This window comes from Rhodanobacter sp. AS-Z3 (assembly GCF_029224025.1).
Taxonomy (GTDB): Bacteria; Pseudomonadota; Gammaproteobacteria; order Xanthomonadales; family Rhodanobacteraceae; genus Rhodanobacter.
Window position 1 is genome coordinate 1,503,667 of the sequence record NZ_CP119392.1, and the last position, 21,246, is coordinate 1,524,912.

General features: G+C 63.8%; 22 protein-coding genes. 12 read left to right on the forward strand and 10 right to left on the reverse strand.

Annotated features, from left to right (window positions below; genetic code table 11):
* Window positions 1-15: 15 nt before the first annotated feature.
* The gene (locus PY254_RS06385; protein ID WP_281014640.1) at window positions 16-750 is read right to left on the reverse strand and encodes a 16S rRNA (uracil(1498)-N(3))-methyltransferase; all 735 of its coding nucleotides are present in this window, start codon (window positions 748-750) and stop codon (window positions 16-18) included.
* Window positions 751-824: 74 nt separating this feature from the next.
* The gene (locus PY254_RS06390) at window positions 825-2,204 is read right to left on the reverse strand and encodes an adenosylmethionine--8-amino-7-oxononanoate transaminase (RefSeq protein ID WP_281014641.1); all 1,380 of its coding nucleotides are present in this window, start codon (window positions 2,202-2,204) and stop codon (window positions 825-827) included.
* A 67-nt stretch (window positions 2,205-2,271) separates the two neighbouring features.
* Here PY254_RS06390 and PY254_RS06395 point away from each other — a divergent pair, with 67 nt between their 5' ends.
* From PY254_RS06395 to mazG, 5 genes are read left to right on the forward strand one after another with little or no spacing between them, the layout of a single operon-like run.
* A complete protein-coding gene (locus PY254_RS06395; RefSeq protein WP_281014642.1) occupies window positions 2,272-3,054 on the forward strand; it encodes a type II secretion system protein N in 783 nt (260 codons plus the stop codon).
* 15 nt (window positions 3,055-3,069) lie between these two features.
* Window positions 3,070-3,846 carry an inositol monophosphatase family protein gene (locus tag PY254_RS06400; RefSeq protein ID WP_281014643.1) on the forward strand — a complete coding sequence of 259 codons (777 nt, stop codon included), beginning with the start codon at window positions 3,070-3,072 and terminating at the stop codon, window positions 3,844-3,846.
* 23 nt (window positions 3,847-3,869) lie between these two features.
* Entirely contained in the window at window positions 3,870-4,427 is a 558-nt protein-coding gene (nudE, locus tag PY254_RS06405) for an ADP compounds hydrolase NudE (protein ID WP_281014644.1), read from the forward strand.
* A complete protein-coding gene (gene cysQ, locus PY254_RS06410; RefSeq protein ID WP_281014645.1) occupies window positions 4,424-5,230 on the forward strand; it encodes a 3'(2'),5'-bisphosphate nucleotidase CysQ in 807 nt (268 codons plus the stop codon). Before nudE ends, cysQ begins: the two co-directional genes overlap by 4 nt.
* Window positions 5,227-6,039, forward strand: coding sequence for a nucleoside triphosphate pyrophosphohydrolase (gene mazG / locus PY254_RS06415; protein WP_281014646.1), 813 nt, complete (start codon window positions 5,227-5,229; stop codon window positions 6,037-6,039). Before cysQ ends, mazG begins: the two co-directional genes overlap by 4 nt.
* 55 nt (window positions 6,040-6,094) lie before the next feature.
* On the opposite strand, the gene PY254_RS06420 is transcribed toward mazG, so the two are convergent.
* A complete protein-coding gene (locus PY254_RS06420; protein ID WP_281014647.1) occupies window positions 6,095-6,589 on the reverse strand; it encodes a YfgM family protein in 495 nt (164 codons plus the stop codon).
* 154 nt (window positions 6,590-6,743) lie between these two features.
* Between PY254_RS06420 and PY254_RS06425 the strand changes: the two genes are divergently transcribed.
* On the forward strand, window positions 6,744-7,526 hold the full coding sequence (locus PY254_RS06425; protein WP_281014648.1) for a DUF4097 family beta strand repeat-containing protein: 783 nt from the start codon (window positions 6,744-6,746) through the stop codon (window positions 7,524-7,526).
* Window positions 7,527-7,535: 9 nt separating this feature from the next.
* Here PY254_RS06425 and PY254_RS06430 read toward each other — a convergent pair whose 3' ends face one another.
* From PY254_RS06430 to PY254_RS06445, 4 genes are all read right to left on the reverse strand, one after another.
* Window positions 7,536-8,654 (reverse strand): SLC13 family permease, encoded by a 1,119-nt coding sequence (locus tag PY254_RS06430; protein ID WP_281014649.1) that lies wholly within the window; start codon window positions 8,652-8,654, stop codon window positions 7,536-7,538.
* Between the two features lie 29 nt (window positions 8,655-8,683).
* Complete coding sequence (locus PY254_RS06435) at window positions 8,684-8,992, reverse strand: hypothetical protein (protein ID WP_281014650.1); 309 nt, start codon at window positions 8,990-8,992, stop codon at window positions 8,684-8,686.
* A 93-nt stretch (window positions 8,993-9,085) separates the two neighbouring features.
* Entirely contained in the window at window positions 9,086-11,563 is a 2,478-nt protein-coding gene (locus tag PY254_RS06440) for an ABC transporter permease (protein WP_281014651.1), read from the reverse strand.
* Window positions 11,560-12,258: an ABC transporter ATP-binding protein gene (locus tag PY254_RS06445; protein ID WP_281014652.1), complete on the reverse strand. Its 699-nt coding sequence runs from the start codon at window positions 12,256-12,258 to the stop codon at window positions 11,560-11,562. Before PY254_RS06445 ends, PY254_RS06440 begins: the two co-directional genes overlap by 4 nt.
* Here PY254_RS06445 and PY254_RS06450 point away from each other — a divergent pair.
* The 3 genes from PY254_RS06450 (at window position 12,257) to PY254_RS06460 (ending at window position 14,763) form a co-directional block, all read left to right on the forward strand.
* Window positions 12,257-12,880 (forward strand): arylesterase, encoded by a 624-nt coding sequence (locus tag PY254_RS06450; RefSeq protein WP_281014653.1) that lies wholly within the window; start codon window positions 12,257-12,259, stop codon window positions 12,878-12,880. The two genes, PY254_RS06445 and PY254_RS06450, sit on opposite strands and share 2 nt — an antisense overlap.
* A 109-nt stretch (window positions 12,881-12,989) precedes the next feature.
* On the forward strand, window positions 12,990-13,721 hold the full coding sequence (locus PY254_RS06455) for a response regulator transcription factor (RefSeq protein ID WP_281014654.1): 732 nt from the start codon (window positions 12,990-12,992) through the stop codon (window positions 13,719-13,721).
* 22 nt (window positions 13,722-13,743) lie between these two features.
* Complete coding sequence (locus PY254_RS06460) at window positions 13,744-14,763, forward strand: sensor histidine kinase (protein ID WP_281014655.1); 1,020 nt, start codon at window positions 13,744-13,746, stop codon at window positions 14,761-14,763.
* Window positions 14,764-14,828: 65 nt separating this feature from the next.
* Here PY254_RS06460 and PY254_RS06465 read toward each other — a convergent pair whose 3' ends face one another.
* Complete coding sequence (locus PY254_RS06465; RefSeq protein WP_281014656.1) at window positions 14,829-16,190, reverse strand: 3-oxoacid CoA-transferase; 1,362 nt, start codon at window positions 16,188-16,190, stop codon at window positions 14,829-14,831.
* A 243-nt stretch (window positions 16,191-16,433) separates the two neighbouring features.
* On the opposite strand from PY254_RS06465, the gene PY254_RS06470 reads away from it, so the two are divergent.
* Genes PY254_RS06470 through PY254_RS06480 form a run of 3 tightly spaced genes read left to right on the forward strand, consistent with a single transcriptional unit; the run spans window position 16,434 to window position 19,424 of the window.
* Entirely contained in the window at window positions 16,434-16,802 is a 369-nt protein-coding gene (locus tag PY254_RS06470) for a BlaI/MecI/CopY family transcriptional regulator (RefSeq protein ID WP_281014657.1), read from the forward strand.
* Window positions 16,792-18,324, forward strand: a complete 1,533-nt coding sequence (locus PY254_RS06475) for a M56 family metallopeptidase (RefSeq protein WP_281014658.1) — start codon at window positions 16,792-16,794, stop codon at window positions 18,322-18,324. Before PY254_RS06470 ends, PY254_RS06475 begins: the two co-directional genes overlap by 11 nt.
* A 53-nt stretch (window positions 18,325-18,377) precedes the next feature.
* Window positions 18,378-19,424 carry an isoaspartyl peptidase/L-asparaginase family protein gene (locus PY254_RS06480; protein ID WP_281015172.1) on the forward strand — a complete coding sequence of 349 codons (1,047 nt, stop codon included), beginning with the start codon at window positions 18,378-18,380 and terminating at the stop codon, window positions 19,422-19,424.
* Between the two features lie 83 nt (window positions 19,425-19,507).
* Here the strand turns inward: PY254_RS06480 and PY254_RS06485 are convergent, their stop codons facing one another.
* Window positions 19,508-20,041 carry a hypothetical protein gene (locus PY254_RS06485; protein WP_281014659.1) on the reverse strand — a complete coding sequence of 178 codons (534 nt, stop codon included), beginning with the start codon at window positions 20,039-20,041 and terminating at the stop codon, window positions 19,508-19,510.
* Window positions 20,038-21,204: a sialidase family protein gene (locus tag PY254_RS06490; RefSeq protein WP_281014660.1), complete on the reverse strand. Its 1,167-nt coding sequence runs from the start codon at window positions 21,202-21,204 to the stop codon at window positions 20,038-20,040. Before PY254_RS06490 ends, PY254_RS06485 begins: the two co-directional genes overlap by 4 nt.
* Window positions 21,205-21,246 lie beyond the last annotated feature (42 nt).

Here is a 21,246-nt window from a genome sequence, read left to right on the forward strand (position 1 = left end):
GGTCGCGTGGCGGCGTTAGCCGTCGCCGTGCAATGCCTGCAATGCAGCCATCGCGGCCAGCCCCGCGGTTTCCGTGCGCAAGATGCGCGGGCCCAGCCGCAGGCCCACGAAGCGTGCCTGATTCAACGCGCCGATATCGCGTTCGCCCAGGCCGCCTTCCGGGCCAATGACCAGCAAGCCGCCGGCGCTGCCGAAGCGCAATTCGCGCGCCGAAAGTTGCGCCTCGGGCAACAGCGCCAGGCGCAGTGCATCGTCATTTGGCAGTCCACTCAGCCATGCAGTCAGCGGCTGCGCCGGCGTGATTTCGGGCAAGCGTGCCCGTCCGCACTGCTCGCAGGCGCTGGCGGCCACCGCGCGCCAGTGTGCCAGGCGCTTCTCCGCACGAGCGGGATCGAGCTTTACCTCGGAACGCTCGGTCAGCAGCGGCACGATGCGGACCGCACCAAGCTCGGTAGCCTTCTGCACAATCAGGTCCATTTTCTCGCCGCGCGCCACGCCTTGGGCCAGCGTCAATGGCAACGGCGACTCATTCTGCACGGCCAGCTTCGCGTCGACCTTGATCGTCAGCTCGCGCTTGCCCAGCGCCACGATGACCCCGACATAGTCGTGACCATCGCCATTGAACAGCGTGAGCGGATCACCCGCATTCATGCGCAATACGCGGCCGACATGCTCGGCCGCCTGGGCCGGCAGCTGCAGCTCCTGCGAAATGCCGAGCGGCTGGTCGACATGGATTCGGATCGTGCGCATGGACGTGGCTTGGTCTGAAACGGCCTTCCAGCATAGCGCGCGGTGTCGGTCGGGCGCAGTGAGCTGGTTGGTGCTCAGTCGCTGACGGCGTGTTCGATACCCTGGATTGCGGTGTCCACCAGCAAGTCGATTTCCGCCGTGGTCACGACATAAGGCGGCATGAAATAGATCACATCGCCCAGCGGACGCAGCAGCACGCCGTGTTGCAGGCCGTGCAGGTAGACGCGAAGCCCGCGACGATCCTGCGTCGGGAACGGTCGTCGGCTGGCTTTGTCGGCGACCAGTTCGACCGCTGCAATCATGCCGGTCTGACGCACGTCGGCAACATGTGGGTGGTCACGCAACCCTTCCAGTCGCCGGGCCAGATGGGCGGCCAACTGGCGGTTGCGTTCGAGTACGGGTTCGTCGCGGAAGATCGCCAGTGTCTCCAGCGCAACCCGGCACGCCAGCGGATTGCCGGTATAACTGTGCGAGTGCAGAAACGCCTTGCCGGCGCTGTATTCGGCATAGAAGGCCTGATAAATGGCCTCGCCAGTCAGTACCGCCGACAGCGGCAGGAATCCTGCCGTCAGGCCCTTGGACAGGCACATGAAATCCGGCGACACGTCGGCCTGTTCGCAGGCGAACAGCGTGCCGGTGCGGCCAAAGCCGACCGCAATTTCGTCGGCAATAAAGTGCACCGAGAACTCGTCGCACAGGGTACGCAGGCCGCTGAGATAGCTCGGGTGATACATGCGCATGCCGCCAGCACATTGCACCAGCGGCTCGACAATCACCGCGCAGGTTTCGCGTGCGTGTTGTTCAAGCAGTGCGCGCAATTCATCGAGGCGACGCGTGGCGATCTGTTCAGCCGACTCGCCGGGTTCGCCTTGATAAGTGTCCGCCGAGGGCGCCAGAAACGGGGTCAACAGCAGCGGCGCGTAGGTCTTGCGATACAGCGCCACGTCGCTGACTGACAGTGCACCCAGCGTTTCACCGTGATAGCTGCCAGTCAGCGCAATGAAGCGGGTCTTCTCGCCGTGACCCTGATTGAGCCAGTAGTGGAAGCTCATCTTCAGTGCCACCTCGATCGCTGCCGAACCATTGTCGGCGTAGAACACCCGATCAAGCCCGGGTGGCGTGATCCGCACCAGCTCCTCGGCAAGCGCGATTGCCGGCTCGTGGGTGAAGCCGGCGAAGATCACGTGTTCCAACGTGCGAGCCTGCTCGGCCAGGGCAGCGGCAATACGCGGGTTGGCGTGGCCGAACAGGTTGGTCCACCACGAACTGATGCCGTCGAGATAGCGCTTGCCGTTGGCATCGACCAGCCATGCGCCGTCGCCGCGCACGATCGGCAGCATCGGCACGCGGCTGCTTCCATTGGGGTCGTGATCATGCATCTGGGTGCAGGGGTGCCAGACATGCCGAAGGTCGCGCGCGGCGAGCGCGCTGTTCTGGTTTGTGAGCTTGTTCATCCGGCTATCATCGGTGCAGCGCGACGGTCGCTCAAGTCCGCGCGCCGTTCATTCCGGAATTTGACGCTTGAAGCTACTGAAAAAATGTCTGGTTGGTTTCGCCCTGCTGGTGGTAGCGGCGGCCCTGCTGCTGTGGTTTCTGCCGGCACGCTGGATGCTCCCGTGGATTGAGCCGCAGCTGCGTGGCATGCAGTTGCAGCAAGTCAGTGGCAGCATCTGGAATGGGCGTGCCGGTGCCGTGGTGAGTGTCGACAAGAAATCGCTTGGCCAGTTGCACTGGCAGTTGTCACGTCGCAGTTTGTTCGGTCACGCGCAGATGCAATGGCAATTCAGCGGACCGGATTTGTCTTTTTCGGCGGCGCTGGCACGTCTGTCCGCTGACCAAACGGATGTGCGTAATCTCAGCCTGAGCGCTACTTCAGCCGCACTGGGCCAGCAGCTGACCACGCCGTGGGGGCAGCCGCGCGGGGAGCTGCAGTTGTCGATACCGCACGCCCTCCTGTGGGCCGGCTGGCCGATGCAAATGGACGCGCAGGCGACTTGGCATCATGCCGTGATGCATACCGCGCATGGCGATGTTGCTCTGGGCGATGTGCATGCCACGGCACAAGCACGAGGCGGCATGATCAGTGCACAACTGCATGACGGCGGAGATGGCCCGTTGCAAATCGGTGGCGAGCTGCAGCTCAGTCCGCTGGGCTGGCGACTGGACGTGACCTTGCGGCCCCGACAGACTGACCCGATGCTGCGCCGCTGGCTGGCCACACTGGCCGCCCCGGCGGCTGACGGCAACACCCATATCCAACACCACGGCGGACTGGCCAGCAGTGCGCCAACGCCAACTCACTGAAGGATGCGAGACGAAATGACTCCAGATATCGCCGCAACAGCCCTCGCTGCCGCCCGCGACGCGGCAGCGGCAGCGGCCGAGATCATCCGGCACTACTGGCGACGTGGTGTCGAGGTAGAACTGAAATCGGATGCTACCCCGGTCACCGTGGCCGATCGCGAGGCGGAGCAGGCCATCCGGAAAATTCTGCAGGCGGCGCTGCCGCAAGCATCGATTTACGGTGAGGAATTCGGCATGCAAGGCGAGCGCGGCGGCCTGCTGTGGCTGGTCGATCCGCTGGATGGCACCAAGAGCTTCGTCCGTCGCACACCGTTCTTCTCTACCCAGATCGCCTTGATGGATGGCGACGAGCTGGTGCTTGGCGTGTCGAGCGCGCCGATCTATGGCGAAACCATGTGGGCGAGTGCGGGACAGGGCGCATGGCTGGATGGCGATCGCGTGAAGGTGGCCGCAACCGACGCGATCAGTGCCGCGTCGATCTCCACCGGCAACGTCAAGACACTTACCGGTGACGCACGCTGGGACGCACTGGGCGCGCTGATCCGCGACAGCAACCGGATTCGTGGCTACGGTGATTTCTGCCACTACCACCTGCTGGCACGCGGCAGTCTGGATCTGGTCATCGAGTCGGATGTGAACATTCTCGACGTGGCGGCGCTGGCAGTGATCGTGCGCGAGGCCGGCGGCGTGTTCACCGACCTGGATGGCGCCCCGCTGACGCTGGACACGCGCAGCGTGCTGGCCGGCACCGCTGCCATCCACGCCAAGGCCTTGCAGCGCCTGCGGCTTTGAGCGCTGCGAGCTAGAATGGCGGGATGCGCAAACTACCGATTGTTCACGCCACCCGCGATGTCACCGACAGCCACTTCCTGCATGTGGAGCAGCTCGACCTGGAGTTCTCCAATGGCGAGCGGCGTACCTACGAGCGGCTGAAGGGAAGTGGCCTGGGCGCGGTCATCATCGTGCCGATGCTGGACGACGATACCGTGCTGCTGGTGCGCGAGTACGGCGGCGGCGTCGGTCGCTACGAACTGGGCTTGCCGAAAGGTCGGCTGGATCAGGATGAGACCGCCGAACAGGGCGCTGATCGCGAGCTGAAGGAAGAGATCGGCTACGGCGCACGCAAGCTGAAAATTCTGCACAACCTGTCGCTGTCGCCGTCGTACATGACGCACATGGCACACGTGGTGCTGGCGCAGGACCTGTATCCCGAAAAGCTGGTCGGCGACGAACCCGAAGAGCTTGAAGTGGTGCCGTGGAAGATGTCCGAGCTGCACACGTTGCTCGGTCGCGAGGACGTCACCGAAGGGCGTTCGATCGCCGCGTTGTTCATGGCCCGCGAGTATCTCGCCGGTCGCTTCCAGCGCGCATGAACATGCCGCCCGAACTGGCAAGGCGGATTGGTGTCATTGCGCGTGCTGCCGGCGCGGTGATCCTCGACATCTATCACAGCGATTTTGCGGTGCAGACCAAGGACGATGCCTCGCCGCTGACGGCGGCCGATCTCGCCGCGCAGCAGGCGATCATGGCCGGACTGGCTACGCTCGAGATGCCGTTGCCGGTGCTGTCGGAAGAGGCCAAGGCGTTGCCGTGGTCCGAACGCCAGCATTGGTCGCGTTACTGGCTGGTTGACCCGCTGGATGGCACGCGTGAGTTCGTCAAGCGCAATGGCGAGTTCACCGTCAACATTGCGCTGATCGATGAGCGGCGCAGCGTGCTTGGCGTGGTGTTTGCGCCAGTCACCGGCGAGCTTTACGTGGCGGAGCACGGCCACGGTGCCTGGCTGCAGACCAGCGTGGATGGCGACTGGCAACGCATCCATGCCCGGCCACTGGCGGCGTCGCCTACGGTAGCTGGCAGTCGTTCGCATGGCGGCGCGCGGAGTGATGCATTGCAGCGTTTGATCGGCAGCGATTACGACATGGTGCCGCTCGGTTCGTCGCTGAAATTTTGCCTGATAGCGCGCGGCGATGCGGACGTCTATCTGCGGCTGGGCCTCACCAGCGAATGGGACACGGCAGCAGCGCAATGCGTGCTCGATGAAGCGGGTGGTGCGGTACTCGACCTTGCCGGTCAGCCATTCCGTTACAACCGCGGCGAGTCGCTGCTGAATCCGGAATTCATCGCCGTGGGTGATTGCACGGTCGACTGGGCCGCACGGTTGCAGACGTTGTGAGCGAGCAGCCTCGTCACAGCTTGCAGGATCTGCTGGCAATCATGGCGCGTCTGCGCGATCCGCAAAACGGCTGTCCGTGGGACGTGCAACAGGACTTTTCCTCGATCGCCGCCTATACGATCGAGGAAGCCTACGAAGTGGCTGACGCGATTGATCGGCAGGACTGGACCGATCTGTGCGATGAACTGGGTGACCTGTTGTTGCAGGTGGTGTTTCACGCGCAGATGGCCTCAGAGCGAGGATTGTTCGAATTTGCCGATGTCGCCCACGCGATCAGCGCGAAGATGCTGCGCCGTCATCCGCATGTGTTCGGCGACACGCGTTATGCCGACCTCGCCGAGCAGATGCAGGCGTGGGAGCAGATCAAATCGGCGGAACGTGCGGACAAGGGCAAGCCGGCGGACGACAGCGCACTGGCGGGCATCTCGACCGGGCTGCCGGAATGGAAGCGCGCGCACAAATTGCAGCAGCGTGCTGCCGCTACCGGTTTCGAATGGCCCGGGCCGATGCCGGTGCTGGAGAAACTGGTCGAAGAAGTGGAAGAGGTGCGCGTGGAGTTCGCCAACGGTGCTGATCCGGCACGCGTGCAGGATGAAATCGGTGACGTGCTGTTCGTGATGGTGAATCTGGCGCGCCACGCCGGCGTGGATTTCTCCGCGGCGCTGCGTCATGCCAATGCGAAATTCGAGCGCCGCTTCCGGCAGATGGAACAACTTGCCAGCGCGGATGGCACGCCATTCGCCGAGCTCACGCTGGGCGAGCAGGAACAACTGTGGCAACGCGCCAAACAGGCCGAGCAGGAGGCCTGACGCGGCACGACGACCAAAGCCGTCGTGCCGCTGCTGTGCAAGCGCTTTCTCGAAGTTACTTCGCTGCTGGCGCCGTCTTGTCGGCGCGCTGCTGCCAGGCAGCGCGCCTCTGCTCGTGCTCGGCACGCATCTTCGCCTCGTTGGCCAGGTTTTCGTCGAGCCCCTTGCGCAGCGTGGCAATCGCCTGATCCACGTTGGCCGGCTGTGCCTGCAGGCGAGCCAGACGGTGATAGACGTAGTCGCGTACGCGCGGGTCCTGCGACTTGGTCAGCACGTCGTTATAGACCGCCGTCATCTCCTTGCTGCGGCCGGACTGCATGTACAGCCGTTCCAGACCGCGCAGATCGCCGATCACGCCGCCACGCTGCTGGTCGGCACCGTGTTCGCGCATGCCATGGTGGCTGTCGCCATGGCCCGAATGCATGTGTTTTCCGACCATCGCCTGTGCGGCAGGCGGTGGCGGCGGCGGGGCGCTCTGGGCCATCACCAGCGATGCCGAGCCGGCAATCATCAGAGCCAGTGTCGAAGCGAGCAGGGTCTTGCGATGCATGGTCACTCTCCGTGGCAGGTACACAAGAACAACGCGGCGGGCGAAGGCAGGTTGACTTGCGCGTTCATGCTTCACTCATGCCTGCAACCTTTTGCCGAGCAGCGGCATCTCACTGCAGTCCCGTTTTTCGGCAACATCCCTCAAGGAGAAAACCATGCGCCGCCTGTTTATCGCAGCCCTGTTGCTTGCCCCGCTTTCCTGTTTTGCCAACACCGACTGCAAGTACCAGGCGCCGCGCAACCTGCAACTGGATCTGGCTGGCGTGCACGGGGTACAGATCGACGTGCACAGCCAGGATCTGCACCTCACCGGCAGTGACCCTGGCAAGAGTCCCAGCTTGACCGGGCGCGCCTGTGCATCAAGTCAGGCTGTGCTGGACAAGCTGCAAGTCACCCAACGCCGCGACGGTGACCAGTTGCTGATCGACATCGGCGGTGATGGCGGCTTCAGCTTCAGCTTGTTCGGCGCCAACGCCTATTCCAGCCTTGAAGTCACCATGCAATTGCCGGCCAACCTGCCGGTGACCTTGCGCGTGGGCTCCGGCGACGCCGAGGTCAGCGGCATGCAGCAACTGCAGGCCAGCGTGGGTTCCGGTGACCTGCACGTGCGGCAACTGTCCGGAAAATTCGGCGCCAGTGTCGGGTCGGGGGATATCGATGCCACCGACATTGGCAGTCTGGATCTTGGCTCGGTGGGCTCTGGCGACTTCAAGGCCGAAGGCATCAGCGGTGATGCCCGCGTCGGCAGCATCGGCTCGGGCGATGTCACGCTGAAGAAGGTGGGGGGCAACGTGCGGGCTGATACCTTGGGTTCGGGCGACCTCGATGTTCGCGACGTGGCCGGTGACTTCAACCTCGGCGCCAAAGGCAGTGGTGATGTCAGTCACGCGGGCGTGAAAGGCAAGGTCAGCGTGCCGCACGATGACGACGACAATTGATCGAAGCGGTCAGCTCAGCCAGCGCCAGACAAGATAGACCAGTGGTGCGCAGATCAGCAGGAACGGTACCGACACCCGGTGCAGCAGTCGCAGTCCGTGCGGCTGCTGCGCCAGACGCAGCGCGATCAGGTTCGCCAGTGAACCGATCGCCATGCCAAAGCCGCCCACGTTCACCGCAACTGCCAGTGCGATGGTGTCCGGCGCGCGCTCCAGCAACAACACCGTGGCCGGCACATTGCTGATCAGTTGTGCGGCGATGATGCCGCTGGCATACAAGGTCAATGGCTGCTGGAAGTGGAGCCGTCCCAACGCCTGCTGTATCCAGGGCAGCTCGGCAAAATGGCCCAGGCCAAGAAAGATCGCGGCAAACGTGGCCAGCAGCAGCCAATCGATCCGCAGCAGGCTCGAACGTGCGCGCAGTACAAACAGCGCGAGCAGCAACAGCGCCCCCAGCGGCGCCTGATCGAATTCCATCAACAACACCATGCCGATCAGCGCAGCGATCGACCACGTGCCGAGTCGTGCGGATATCACCGCGCCGTCGATCCGTTCCGACGACAGCGCGACGCGGTCGCGCGGAAGCCACAGCCAGGTGAACGCGACAACCAGCACCAGCATCACGCCAGCTGCCGGCAGCATCGCCGCCGTGAAGTGCAGGAACGAAAGATGCGAGTGCTGCCACAGCAACAGGTTCTGTGGATTGCCGATCGGACTGAGCGTGGAGCCGGCATTCACTGCCAGCGCTTCCAGCACCACCATGCGCAGCACCGGCAAGTTGGATACGCGACCGATCGCCAGCGTCAGCGGCACGATCAGGAACAGGCTCACGTCATTGGTCAGCACCATCGACAGCAACGCTGTCGCCGATACCAGCAACAAGCCCAGGCTGCGCAGCGAATGTGCACGTGCCACCACGAGCACGGCCGCATGTTGCACCAGCCCGCTGTCACGAATGCCCTGTATCGCGATCAGCAGTCCGGTCAAGCCGGCCAGTGTCGGCAACTGCAGCCAGCGTCGATAGTTGTCTAGCGGTTGCGGATCGAGCAGCGCCAAGGCGACCGCCAGCGCCGTGAACAACCACAGCAGCCATTCCTCACGAAGACTCGTTTGCCATGCACGTGTGTTCATTCAGAGCGCAAATATGACGGCCCGTTACTCTAGCAGTCGCACGATTGATCCGGTGTTCGGGAGCGTTGCCAGCGCCGGTGCACGCCGAGTGCGAGCAGGCGAATCAAGGTCATCAGTAGAAGGCAGGCCGCCAGCATGACGAAGCACACCACCAGCACGCCGAGTCCAAAAGCATCACCGGGCGAGCCGTGATGGTCAGGAGAGCCCGTTTCATAGATCGCATAGGCGATCAGTCCGCCCAGTCCGTAGAGCAACGTGGCGGCATAGAAGAAACGCGCTTGCCAGCGCAACAGCATGGGGGCGGCCAACAGGCTCGCCACGCCAAAGATCCAGAGCATCCGAACGGTCATCCATGTGCAGGCAGAAGCAGGTAGTTTGCCTCCATGAAATAGCAGCCAGCGGCAGTTGATGGGGCGTGCCGATGACGTGAATCAACTATCGCGCAACAGGCGCATCGGCGGTGTGCGACTGACCTTGCGCGTCCCGACCAGGCCCAGCAGCATCACCACAAAGGCAGCCGTCAGTGCTGCCAGGGCGAGCGGCGCGAGCGGCGGGAAGAAGCCATCGATATGGAATACGGCTCGGCCCAGCCACACGCCCGCACCCGCCGCACCCAAAGCCGCCGTCAGCCCCGCGACCAGCCCAAGCAGGGCGAACTCGCAGGCTGCTGCCACGCGCAACTGTGCACGCCGCGCACCCAACGTGCGCAACAGCGCCGCTTCATGGCGTCGTTCGGCCGCGCTGGCGGCGAGTGAGGCAGCCAGCACCAGCGCACCGGCGAGCAGGCTGAAACCGAGAATCCAGCGCACCGCATTGCCCACCCGATCGATGATTTCGCGCACGCGGTCGAGCAGCGAGTCGACGTCCACCATGCTCAGGTTGGCATAGTCGCGCGACAGCTTGGCAAGCTGCTTCGCATGCCCGGACGGCAGATGGAAGCTGGCCAGCCAGCTATGCGGCAGGTCGCCCGCGTGGGCTGGATCGAGCAGCAGGAAGAAGTTGACCCGGAACGAACTCCAGTCGACCTTGCGTACGCTGCTGACGGTCGCGTCGATGTGTCCCTCGCCGATGTCGAAACGCATGGTGTCGCCGAGTTTCAGGCCGAACATGTCACGCCACATCGTATCGACCGAAACCTCGGCCTGCGCCGGCTGGGCGCCTTGCCAATGGCCGGCGACTACCTGGTTTGCAGGCGGCAAATCGGCCGACCACGACAAGCGCAATTGCCGATCGGCCCAGTCCTTCGCGCGTTCGTCATTGAAATGGATTTGGTCAATCGGGCGTCCATTGATCGCGGTGAGTTTGCCGACAGCCAGCGGCAGCATGTTCAGCTGATTGCCACCGATGGTGCCCAGTGATTGTGCGAAGCCGGCGCGCTGGTCGTCCTGCAGGTTCAGTGCAAACCAGTTCGGTGCATCTGCCGGCAGCTCCTGGCGCCAGCCTTGCAGCAACGACGGCGCCACCACCGCGAGCAACAGCAGCGCACACAGGCCGAGGCTGAGCGAAGTGGCCTGGATCACGCTCAACGCCGGTCGCCGCGCCAGCGCGGCCAAACCCAACCGCATTGCCGGATGGGCGCCGGGCGCGACGCGGCGCGCCAGCCAGAGCAAGACACCCGACAGCAGTGCCGCGATCAACGCTACGCCAAGCAGGCTCGCGGCGAGAATGCCGGCCAGTTGCAGCGAACTGCTCTGCGTCCAGATCAGGCCAAGGGCGACCAGCAGCGGGACCAAATACAGCGCGTCGAAGCGGCGTGCCCGTCGCTGCACGCTCTGTCGAAACACCGCTACCGGCGGCACCTCGGCCAGTCGCGCCAGTGGCGGCAGGGCGAAGCCAATCAGCACGGCGATACCCATGGCGGCTGCCGCGAACGACGGCAGCAGTGGCAACAACGTGGGCACGTTGCCAAACAACTGGCTGGCCAGCATCCACGCCAGTTGCGACAACCCCAGCGAGAGCGCGATGCCGAGCGACGTCGCTGGCACTGCCAGCGCGACCAGTGTGCCCAGCAACAGTGCCAGCACGCGTTGGCGTGGCGTGCCCAGCGCACGCAGCAGGGCGACCTCGGCGATCTTGCGGCGTGCGTAGCGTTGCGCCGACAAGGCAATCGCAATCCCGGCCAGCAAGGCCGACAGCAGCGCCGTCAGACGCAGGAACGCACCGGCACGATCGAACGCGTTGCGCATGCGCTCCTGGGTTTGCTCCGGCGTGATCAGTTCGGCACCTTGCGGCAAGATGGTTGTCTGGGCCCAGTTGCGCCAGTGCTGCACGGCCGTCGGCGTGCCGGCCAGCAGCAGACGATGGCGCGCGCGACTGCCCACGCCAAGCAGGCCGGCTTGTTCCGCATCGGCGAGGTTCATCAGTGCGCGTGGCGCCAGCGCCAGCAACTCGCCGCCGTCGGGCTGACGAATCAGTTCGGCGGCGATGGTCAGCGTGCGCCCACCCAGTTGCAGTGGCTGGCCAACGTGCAGGTTCAGTGCGACCAGCGCGCGGTGATCGAGATAGACCTCGCCGGCGGCAGGGCCGCCGCTTTTGTTCGCGGCGGCGCCACCCAGTTCGAGTGTTCCGCGCAGCGGGTAGCGCGTATCCACCGCCTGCACATCGAGCAACTGGGTTTGTTCGTGGGCGAACGCCACGCTGGGGAAACTGGCGGTGCGGGTGATCTGCAGATGATCCTTGCTCGCTTGGTCAGCGAACGAAGGCGGCAAGGCCTGCGGCGAGGAAATGCCGATGTCGCCGCCGATCAGTTCGGCGGCGCTGGCCAGCATGCCGCGCTCGATCCGCGTCGCTAGCGTGGCAACCACACCCAGTGCGACCACCGCAAGCACCAGCGATGCCGCCAGCGTGCGCAGCTCGGGTAAATGCCATTCGCGGCGCAGGCTGCGCAGGGACAGGCGTAGCAGATTCACGCGCGCTCCTCGGGAGTCAGCAGCACGCGACCTTCTTCCAGTTCGATGTGACGATCGCAGCGCGCGGCCAGCGTGGCGTCGTGAGTCACCAGCACCAGGGTCGTGTGATGGTCGCGGTTGAGTCCGAACAGCAGGTCGCAGATGTGGTGGCCGGTGCGCTGGTCGAGGTTGCCGGTGGGTTCGTCGGCGAACAGCACGCGCGGACGATGCACGAAGGCGCGGGCGATCGCTACCCGCTGCTGCTCGCCACCGGAAAGCTGAGCCGGGTAGTGGCGGCGACGGGTGCTCAGGCCCACCGCTTCAAGCGCGTCGCGTGCCCGCGCCCGCGCATCGTTGCTGCCTTCCAGTTCCAGCGGCAGCATCACGTTTTCCTCGGCGGTCAGTGCCGGCAGCAGGTGGAAGGACTGAAAGACGAAGCCGACCAGTCGCCGGCGCAGGTCGGCGCGCGCTTCCTCATCGAGCGTCTGCAACGCATGGCCGTCGAGCACGATGCTGCCGCTGGTCGGCGTGTCCAGCCCCGCCAGCAGGCCGAGCAGGGTGGTCTTGCCGGAGCCGGAAGTACCGACGATGGCAAAGCTTTCGCCGGGATGAATCTGCAGGCTGACCTTGTCGAGAATATCCAGCCGACCTTCGGGGCCGTCAACCGACTTGCTAACATCACGGGCTTCAAGCAGCGGTTGGGAAGAATCACTCATGCGTCGAAGCCTTGGCTGGTGGTTGTGCGGTGTGCTGTGGCTGGGTTGGCTGGGCGCGGCCCAGGCAGCTGCGCCGAAGACCGTGCTGGTGTTGGGCGACTCGCTCTCGGCCGCACACAACATTCCGGTGGAATACGGCTGGGTGCATCTGCTGGATGCGCGCCTGTCCAACATGGTGCCGAAGTGGACCGCGGTCAATGCCAGCATCAGCGGCGAAACCTCGTTGAGCGGGCGCAATCGCCTGCCGGCGCTGCTGGCCAAGTATCGGCCTGCCGTGCTGGTGCTCGAACTGGGTGCCAATGATGGCTTGCGCGGCCTGCCGCTGCCGGCACTGCGGGCCAACCTTGAGGCGATGATCGCGCAGGCGCAGCAGGCGAAGGTGCGCGTGCTGCTGGTCGGGATCGAATTGCCGGTGAACTACGGCCCGCAGTATCGCGATGGTCTGCGCGCGATCTATGCCGATCTGTCGCGAAGCCACCGCACCGCGCTGGTGCCGTTCCTGCTCGAAGGTGTTGCACTTGATCCGGCGAAGATGCAAAACGATGGCCTGCATCCGGTAGCCAGCGCGGAGCCACAAGTGCTCGATACCGTGTGGAAGTCGTTGCTCCCGCTGCTGCACTGACAGCTGAAGCCGAACGGATTCTGAATTGTGCTGGCTGCTTTCACGTTACCCTCACCGCGCTGACGCTTTCATCTTCACTTATGTGAAATCACGGATGGGGAAGACGACGATGACCGTACACGACGAGCAGTCAGGCCTGATTCTTCTGGTCGAAGACAACCGCCAGATCGCCGAAATGGTGGGTGAATTTCTCGAGCGCCGCGGCTACTCCGTGGATTACGCTGCCGATGGCGTCAGCGGCCTGCATCTGGCGGTTTCCAACAGCTATGACGTGCTGGTGCTGGACCTGATGTTGCCCGGTCTGGATGGCCTTGAAGTCTGTCGCAAGCTGCGCAAGGAAGCCAAGAAATCCACGCCCGTGCTGATGCTGACCGCGCGCGACACGTTGGAAGACAAACTCGCCGGTCTTGAAGCGGGCGCCGACGACTATCTGGTCAAGCCGTTCGAAGTGCGTGAGCTGGAAGCGCGGGTGCGTGCGCTGATCCGCCGCGACCGCCGCCAGGTGTCCACCGAGCTTTTGTCCGTGGGCGATATGACGCTCGACACCGCCACCTTGCAGCTCACGCGCGGGGGGCAGGAACTCACCGTGTCGCCGATCGGTTTGAAGCTGCTGGCCATCCTGATGCGCGAGTCGCCGCGGGTGGTCAGTCGGCGTGATATCGAGCGCGAGATATGGGGCGACACGCTGCCGGACTCCGACACCTTGCGCTCGCATCTGTACAACTTGCGCCGGGTCATCGACAAACCCTTCGCACATCCTCTGCTACACACGATCCATTCCGCCGGGTATCGCCTTGCGGATCTTGAATCCGAGGTGGCTTCCGTCGCCGAGACGGCATGAATCGGGATGATGCAAACAGGTAATGGATAGCAAGGCGACATCGTTGAGTCCACAGGCGGGCGCTTTTCGCCGCCGCATTGCTGCCGTGTTCACCCTGCAGTTTCTCACGGTGGTGGGTGTCTGCGTGTTGGGGATGTACAGCGTGGTGCCGACGTCGCTGGTGATCTTGGTCATCGTGATCATCACTGCGCTGGCATGGAGTGCCACGCGGCGCGCCTGGCGTCCGGTGCGTGCGCTGGCGCGGGTGGTCAATCGCTGGGATGGTCAGTCGCCTGATCCGGGTCTGTTGAAGGTCGAGCAATTGACCACCCATACCGACGCGGATGTTGCGTCCTTGACTCGCGGTTTGCACAAATTTGCCGTGCGTCTGGCCAGCTACAACCAGCGCGAGCGAAATTTCACCCGCGATGCAAGCCACGAACTGCGCAGTCCGCTCACGGTGATCAAGATGTCGGTTGACATGCTGGCCGAAGAGGAGGGGCTGAGTGAATTTGGCGTTCGTTCGGTGCGCCGGATCAAGCGTGCTGCGCGCGAGATGGAAGTGCTGGTGGAGGCGTTGCTGGTGCTCGCTCGCGAAACCGATGGCTCCGCGGATGAACGGCGTTTTCTGGTCAACGATGTCTTGCGTGAAGAGCTGGACGCAGCCCGTGAAATGTTGGCCGGACGGCCCATTGAATTGCGGCTGGAAGAGTCGGCGCAGTTTGCTCTGCAGGGTTCACCACAGGCCTTGTCGGTGTTGTGCTGGCAGTTGATCCGCAACGCGTCGCAACAGACCGAGCAGGGCAGCCTGGTGGTCACCGTGTCGCCGGGTCTGATCAGTGTGCGCAACCATGTGCAGGTGGAATCCCCGCTGCCCGCCAGTGCGTTGCCGGTTGGCGAGGGCGTGGACCGTCATGGTTTTGAACTGGCGATTGCCCAGCGCATCAGCGATCGGTTTGCATGGCCGCTGGAACTGCAGACCATTCCAGGTAGCGGCCATATTGCCAGTATCCGTTTTCCGCATCCCTTGCCAGCCGATGCCGTGGCAAGGTCAGGTTCGTAGGGCAGACACTGTCTGCCGACTTTTTCGATTCCTGCGCAAAGCGGCGGGCAGTGCCCGCCCTCCAGTCATCCAGCTTGCAGCGACGGTGCCACGGTGAACGCGCAGCCGGTCTTTGCCTTCACGTCAGCCAGACTCACGCCGTCGTTGAGTTCGAGCAGGGTCAAGCCCTTGCCTTTCTCGACCGCGAACACGCACAGGTCGGTGATGATCAGGTCGACCACTTGCTTGCCGGTCAGCGGGAGGTCGCATTCGGTCTTGATCTTCGGGCTGCCATCCTTCGCGCAGTGCTCCATCAGCACCACTACGCGCTTGACCCCGCTGACCAGATCCATCGCACCACCCGGACCCTTGACCATCTTGCCCGGCACCATCCAGTTGGCCAGGTCGCCGTGTGCCGAAACTTCGAGGCCGCCAAGAATCGACAAGTCGATGTGGCCGCCGCGAATCATCGCGAAGGAATCAGCGCTGGAGAAAAAGCTGGAGCCGGGCAGGGTGGTAATGGTCTGCTTGCCGGCGTTGATCAGGTCGGGATCGAGCTGGTCTTCGCTGGGGAACGGGCCGATGCCGAGCAAACCATTCTCCGACTGCAACGTGACATTGACGCCGTCAGGAATGTAGTTCGCCACCATGGTGGGAATGCCGATGCCAAGGTTCACGTAGAAGCCGTCCTGCAGCTCCTGTGCGGCGCGCCTGGCCATGCCCACGCGGGTCGGGTTTTCCTTGCCCGCAGCCACGCCTGCAATCGTGCGGAACTCGATGCGCTTTTCGTAGCTGGCGCCCTGCACGATGCGGTCGACATAAATGCCTGGCACGTGGATGTTGTTCGGGTCCAGTGAACCCACTGGCACCAGCTCTTCCACCTCGGCCACGCAAACCTTGCCGCAGGTGGCAATCATCGGATTGAAGTTGCGCGCGGTTTCGCGGAACACCAGGTTGCCGTGCGCGTCGCCCTTCCACGCCTTGACGATCGACAGGTCGGCGGTGATCGCTTCTTCCAGCACGTATTCCTTGCCGTTGAAAACCTTGGTTTCCTTGCCTTCGGCCAACTTGGTGCCGAACCCGGTACGCGTGTAGAAACCAGGAATACCGGCGCCGCCGGCGCGCAGCTTCTCGGCCAGCGTGCCCTGCGGAGTCAGGTGCAGTTCCAGTTCGCCAGCCAGCGTCTGTCGCTCGAATTCCTTGTTCTCGCCCACGTAGGACGCATACACGCGCTTGACTTGGTGCGTCTTCAGCAGCGGGCCCATGCCGAAATCGTCCACGCCGGCGTTGTTGCCCACGATGGTCAGGTCCCGCGTGCCAGCGTTCAGTAGGGCGCCGATCAAGTTCTCGGGGATGCCACACAGGCCGAAGCCACCGGCGGCGATCGTCATGCCATCGAACAGCAAGCCATCAAGGGCTTGTGCGGCGTTGGGGGAAACCTTGTCCATGCTGTGCCTTCCTCAGGGAGAGTCAGCTGACAAGGATACGACGGATTGACCTCGACTGACCTTGTACCAAGGTCCGAGGCGGGTTGTTTCGATGGTGCGACCCGCTCTACGCAAGGGCCTGGGTGACTTTCGATGCCCTTCGTCTATTGCATGAAGACTCATCGTGCGCGGTAACAATGAATGCTTGACTCGATCAATTACGCGTGTAAGCATCAAGCCACTTACACGTGTAAACGGTGCGTCATGGCAATCAGTGAAGCCGAAGCAGTAGTGATGGATGTGTTGTGGCGACAAGCGCCCCGCACGGCCGAGGAAATCCTTTCCGAAGTCGGTCCCGCGCAAAGCTGGCAGGAAGGTACGGTGAAGTCGCTGCTCAACCGTCTGCTGCGGAAAAAGGCCGTGCATGCCGAGCGCGATGGCCGTCGTTACCTGTACACGCCGTTGCTGGCGCGTGAGCACTACGTGCAGCAGGAGAGCAAAGGCTTGCTCGACCGTCTGTTCGGCGGTCGGGTGGCGCCGCTGGTGGCGCACTTCTCCGAACAACGGAAGTTGACGAAAAAAGACATTGCCGAGCTGCGCAAGTTGCTGAAGGAGCTCGACGATGAGCAATGACCTGCTGACGATCGACTGGCTGGGCCGCGGCTGGTTGCTGATCCTCGCGTTTACCGCAGCCGTGCTGGTAGTCGCGCTGCTGCGCAAACCCTGTCGCCGCCTGTTCGGCACCGAGCGCGCGTTCCAGTTGTGGCTGCTGCCGCCGCTGGCGATGCTGGCCAGTCAGTTGCCGCATGCAGCAGCGCCGGTGTCCCTGCTGCCACCGATGGTGATTGCGATTGCTTCGGTTGGAAGTTCGCTGCCGGCCCATGTTTCCTCCGCTGGCAGCTTCGATTGGCGTGCGTGTGCGTCGTTGCTTTGGCTGACAGGCATCGTGGTCAGCCTGCTGTTGGCGACGGTCGCACAGCGGCGTTATCGAACGCGGCTGCGCGGCGCCACGCCAGTGATCGAGATGCCATCACGCTGGCCGGTGCTGCGCGCGCTCGGCACGGATGTGGGGCCCGCCCTGGTTGGCGCCTGGCATGTGCGCATCGTGCTGCCGGCAGATTTCGAACAGCGCTATGACTGCGCCGAGCGCACGTTGATCCTTGCGCACGAGGCTGCCCACGCACGTCGCCACGATGGCTGGTGGTGTCTGCTCGCGCAGGTTGCGGCGGCGTTGTGCTGGTTTCATCCGTTGGCATGGTGGGCGCTTGCCGCACTTCGCCACGATCAGGAATTGGCTTGTGATGCCGCAGTACTGCGTGTTCACGGTGAACAACGGCGCAGCTACGCCACCGCCATGTTGAAGACCCAGTCGGCAGCATTCGCCCTGCCGGTGGGTTGCAGTTGGTCCCCGCGTCATCCACTCACGGAGCGTATTGCCATGTTGAAACAACCCTCGCCGAACCGGCTGCGTCAGCGTGCCGGAATGCTTTCCGGCGTGGCGCTCGCCTTGCTCGTGACCGGCGCGGTCTATGCCGCCAGTACAACGCAGAAAACGCCGGCAAGCCAGAAAGTAAACGGTCCCGAATATCAGCTGCACATGTTGGTCGAGCTGTCGACTGACGATGGCGCCAAAGCAAATTCACAGGCAGTCGATATCGCGTTGTGCGCGGTGTCGGGCGAGGCAGCGACGGCGAACGTGGGCAGTCTGATGGTGCAGGCAACGACGACGCCCTTGAGTGATGGTCAGGTGCGTATGGATCTTGCCGTAGGCAACGTGGGTGCCGCACCGCTTGCGCACAGCCAGTTGCATGGGGCACTCGGCCAGCCCTTGCATACCTCAGGCAAAGCAGGGGACGGCAAGCATGCGTATGTCATTGACGTCACGCCTGAGCTTGGCTGCCCGGCACGGGTGATCGCCGAGGCTTCGCCGGTCAAGGTGACCGAGCACATCAAGAACGGCACCGCGCGTGCTGCGGCAGAATCGATAGCGAAAAAGGCGGGCTGGACGCTGATCAATCCGGAGGCGCTCGGCAACGGCGCGGTGACGCTGTCGTTCAACGACATGCCTGCGGGCACCGCCTTGCAGAGGGTGGCCGACATTGCCGGTGTGAAGATGGAGCTGCACGGCAACCGCGTGCGTTTCCAGCCGAAGTAGCTCCAAAGGATGGCTATACTCGCCCGGTCACCGATCGGGAGAGTGTCTTGAAGTTGCGTTATCTGCTTGCTGCGTTTGCAATCTCCGGAATCACCGCCACGAGCCACGCCGCCGTTACACCGGTACTGGTGATCCACGCCGGTGCCGGCGTGATCAAGCACGATATGACGCCGGCGAAAGAGCTGGCGGTGCGCACGGCGATGACGCTGGCGTTGAACAACGGCTACCGCGAACTCAAGTCGGGCAAGAGTGCGCTGGACGCGGTCAGCGCGGCGCTTGTCGTGCTGGAGGACGATCCGAACTTCAATGCTGGCAAGGGTGCAGTGTTCACTCACGACGGCCATAACGAACTGGATGCGGCGATCATGGACGGCTATACGCTGCGTGCCGGCTCCGTGGCCGGCGTGCAGCGGGTCAAGAACCCGATCCTGCTGGCGCGAGCGGTGATGGAGCAGTCGTCGTACGTGATGCTTTCCGGTGCCGGTGCCGAGGAGTTTGCCCAGAGCATCGGCATGCCGCTAGTCGATCCGTCCTACTTCCGCACCGACGCGCGCTGGCAGCAGCTGCAGAAGGCGTTGAAGGAAGATGCCGCGAACAAGCCGCATGCGGATGAGGAAACCGCAAAGCATTTCGGCACGGTGGGGGCGGTGGCACTGGACGCAGAAGGTCATCTGGCCGCAGGTACGTCGACGGGTGGGATGACGGACAAGCGTTGGGGCAGGATCGGCGATTCACCGATCATCGGCGCCGGCACCTACGCAAATTCCGGCTGTGCAGTCTCAGCCACCGGTTGGGGCGAGTTCTACATCCGCACGGTGGCCGCGCACGCGATCTGCATGAAGGCGACCCAGATGCGTATTCCACTGAAGCGCGCGGCGGCCGAAGTGATCAACCAGGACATTCCATCGATGGGCGGCAATGGCGGCGCAATTGCGCTGGATGCGCAGGGCCACATTTCGATTCCGTTCAACACCGATGGCATGTATCGCGGCTGGATCAGCGCGGATGGCCTACCGCATGTGGCGATTTACGGCGACGAAGACGATGGCACCACCGAGATTCCCGAGCCGGCGCCAGCCGACAGCGTCGAACAACCCTAGAAAGCGGGCCCATCATGTAGCAGCGCACCCTGTGCGCGATGCGCTCCGTCATGTGGCCGAAAGGCATCGCGCACAGGGTGCGCTCACACACGACCGGGCGTAGGGCGGGCGTTGCCCGCCGGCTCGTGCGGTTGTGCTGGCGGCGGGCAAGCCCCGCCCTGCAGCAGCTTGCGCAACTGGGCCGGCGTCAGCGCCCCGCTGATGCCCAGCCGACTTCCATCAGCGCGGATCACCAGTGCGCGCGGCGTCTCGCCGCCCCAGTTCGGATCGAGCAGGAAGTTGATGTGTTCCGGCGAGGCTTCGGCATAGGCGCGGTTTGCATAGCCGTCCATCTGCATACCGCGCAGGCGTGACTCGATCGCCGTCGCCTGATCGATGCTGTCGGTGGTGACGATCACCAGTTCGATCTGATTGGGATGTTGGCGTTGCAGGTTGGCCAGTGCTTGCAGGTTGGGCTCGCAATATGCGCAGTCGAGTGCCCACAGCGCGATGATCCGTTCGCCGTGCGTCGGTGGTTTGACCAGCGCGGCAATATCGCCAGCGGCGAGTGGTTGCAACGAGCCGGCACAGGCCATCGCCGGGAGTAGCAACGCGAAGGCGAGCAGCAGGCGTTTCATCGTGCAAGCTCGATCAGGCGGAAGCCCTGTGCGGTATTCCACGCCACGAACGCATGCCCCGACTTTTTCAGCAATTGCGGCGAACCCACCGAGCCGCTGCTGCGCGCGATCTCGCGGGCGGCAGCGAAGTGCGCGCCGTTGTCGTCCGAACGGCGCAGCATCAGCGCATAGCCATCCGCGTTGACCTGGTTCCACACGACCCAGACGGTATGCTCATGCACGGCGACATCCGCATGGCTGGCGCCCGCGTTGGCAATCGTGTTTGCATGCTGCGGCGGGTGGCCGGGATCGAGTTGGCCGTAGTGGATCGTCGGTGCGCTGTTCGCGTCGTACCAAACCGCGTGGCGGACGCCGTCGCTGCCGATCGCCAGGTCGGGGCCGTGATGCGGGCAGCCGGCGATATGCCAGTCGCTGAAAGTGGCGCGCGCTACCTGGCTGGGTTGGCCGTCCGTACGCAGCACGGCGAACGCATGGTCGCGGATGTTGTCGCCGTAGATACCGCGAAAAAAGGCGGCAATCTGGCCATCGGGCATGCGTGCCAGTTCGATCCGGCAACATTCGCAGCTCTGGTCGACCAGTTTGTGTTCGGGCACAAAGGTGACGCCGCCGTCGTCCGACCAGCTGTAATACACCGCGGCGCCGAGGTAGGGCTTGCCGGCAGCGGTGGCGGCGATCAGGTCGCGCTTGTCGATCCAGGCGATCACGATGCGCCCACTGCCATCGACGGCAAGTGCATCGAAGCGGTGGGTGATTTCGGCGCGGTCGTGTTGCACCGTCAGCGGTGCGCTGAAATGGGCGCCGCCATCGGTCGAGCGGGCGAAACGCACGAAGCCGGTCCACGGCGCGGCACGCGGCTGCGACCAGCTGACGTAGATCTCATCGTGCGGACCGAGCGCGATCTTCGGGCGGTTCTCGCCTTCGTCGTAGATGCGTTCCGCGGTGGCGTTGAGTTCGATCGGCGCACTCAGCGTGCGACCGTCGTCGTCGGAATGGCGCAGGCGTACGTGGCCATCAGCGGCATCCACCACATACAGCCGGCCATGGCTGTCGAACGCGGCGCTGGCGCCAAGCTCGGGGCCTTTGGGCATGTCCATGTGCATGCCTTCGTGGGCGAACACGGTCAGTGGCAGCAGACAGAACAGGATGATCAACAGGCGACGCATATACATTCCTCGAAATCCCGGCCTCGCTGCTCTCTCGCCACG

Excerpts from the sequence above, each read along its gene's own strand:
- PY254_RS06465 (WP_281014656.1), bottom strand. The coding sequence starts at position 16,190 with ATGGACAAGGTTTCCCCCAACGCCGCACAAGCCCTTGATGGCTTGCTG.
- PY254_RS06400 (WP_281014643.1), top strand. The coding sequence starts at position 3,070 with ATGACTCCAGATATCGCCGCAACAGCCCTCGCTGCCGCCCGCGACGCG.
- PY254_RS06485 (WP_281014659.1), bottom strand. The coding sequence starts at position 20,041 with ATGAAACGCCTGCTGCTCGCCTTCGCGTTGCTACTCCCGGCGATGGCC.
- PY254_RS06390 (WP_281014641.1), bottom strand. The coding sequence starts at position 2,204 with ATGAACAAGCTCACAAACCAGAACAGCGCGCTCGCCGCGCGCGACCTT.
- PY254_RS06455 (WP_281014654.1), top strand. The coding sequence starts at position 12,990 with ATGACCGTACACGACGAGCAGTCAGGCCTGATTCTTCTGGTCGAAGAC.
- nudE (WP_281014644.1), top strand. The coding sequence starts at position 3,870 with ATGCGCAAACTACCGATTGTTCACGCCACCCGCGATGTCACCGACAGC.
- PY254_RS06435 (WP_281014650.1), bottom strand. The coding sequence starts at position 8,992 with ATGCTCTGGATCTTTGGCGTGGCGAGCCTGTTGGCCGCCCCCATGCTG.
- PY254_RS06450 (WP_281014653.1), top strand. The coding sequence starts at position 12,257 with ATGCGTCGAAGCCTTGGCTGGTGGTTGTGCGGTGTGCTGTGGCTGGGT.
- PY254_RS06445 (WP_281014652.1), bottom strand. The coding sequence starts at position 12,258 with ATGAGTGATTCTTCCCAACCGCTGCTTGAAGCCCGTGATGTTAGCAAG.
- PY254_RS06490 (WP_281014660.1), bottom strand. The coding sequence starts at position 21,204 with ATGCGTCGCCTGTTGATCATCCTGTTCTGTCTGCTGCCACTGACCGTG.
- PY254_RS06430 (WP_281014649.1), bottom strand. The coding sequence starts at position 8,654 with ATGAACACACGTGCATGGCAAACGAGTCTTCGTGAGGAATGGCTGCTG.
- PY254_RS06475 (WP_281014658.1), top strand. The coding sequence starts at position 16,792 with ATGAGCAATGACCTGCTGACGATCGACTGGCTGGGCCGCGGCTGGTTG.
- PY254_RS06460 (WP_281014655.1), top strand. The coding sequence starts at position 13,744 with ATGGATAGCAAGGCGACATCGTTGAGTCCACAGGCGGGCGCTTTTCGC.
- PY254_RS06425 (WP_281014648.1), top strand. The coding sequence starts at position 6,744 with ATGCGCCGCCTGTTTATCGCAGCCCTGTTGCTTGCCCCGCTTTCCTGT.
- PY254_RS06385 (WP_281014640.1), bottom strand. The coding sequence starts at position 750 with ATGCGCACGATCCGAATCCATGTCGACCAGCCGCTCGGCATTTCGCAG.
- cysQ (WP_281014645.1), top strand. The coding sequence starts at position 4,424 with ATGAACATGCCGCCCGAACTGGCAAGGCGGATTGGTGTCATTGCGCGT.
- PY254_RS06470 (WP_281014657.1), top strand. The coding sequence starts at position 16,434 with ATGGCAATCAGTGAAGCCGAAGCAGTAGTGATGGATGTGTTGTGGCGA.
- PY254_RS06420 (WP_281014647.1), bottom strand. The coding sequence starts at position 6,589 with ATGCATCGCAAGACCCTGCTCGCTTCGACACTGGCTCTGATGATTGCC.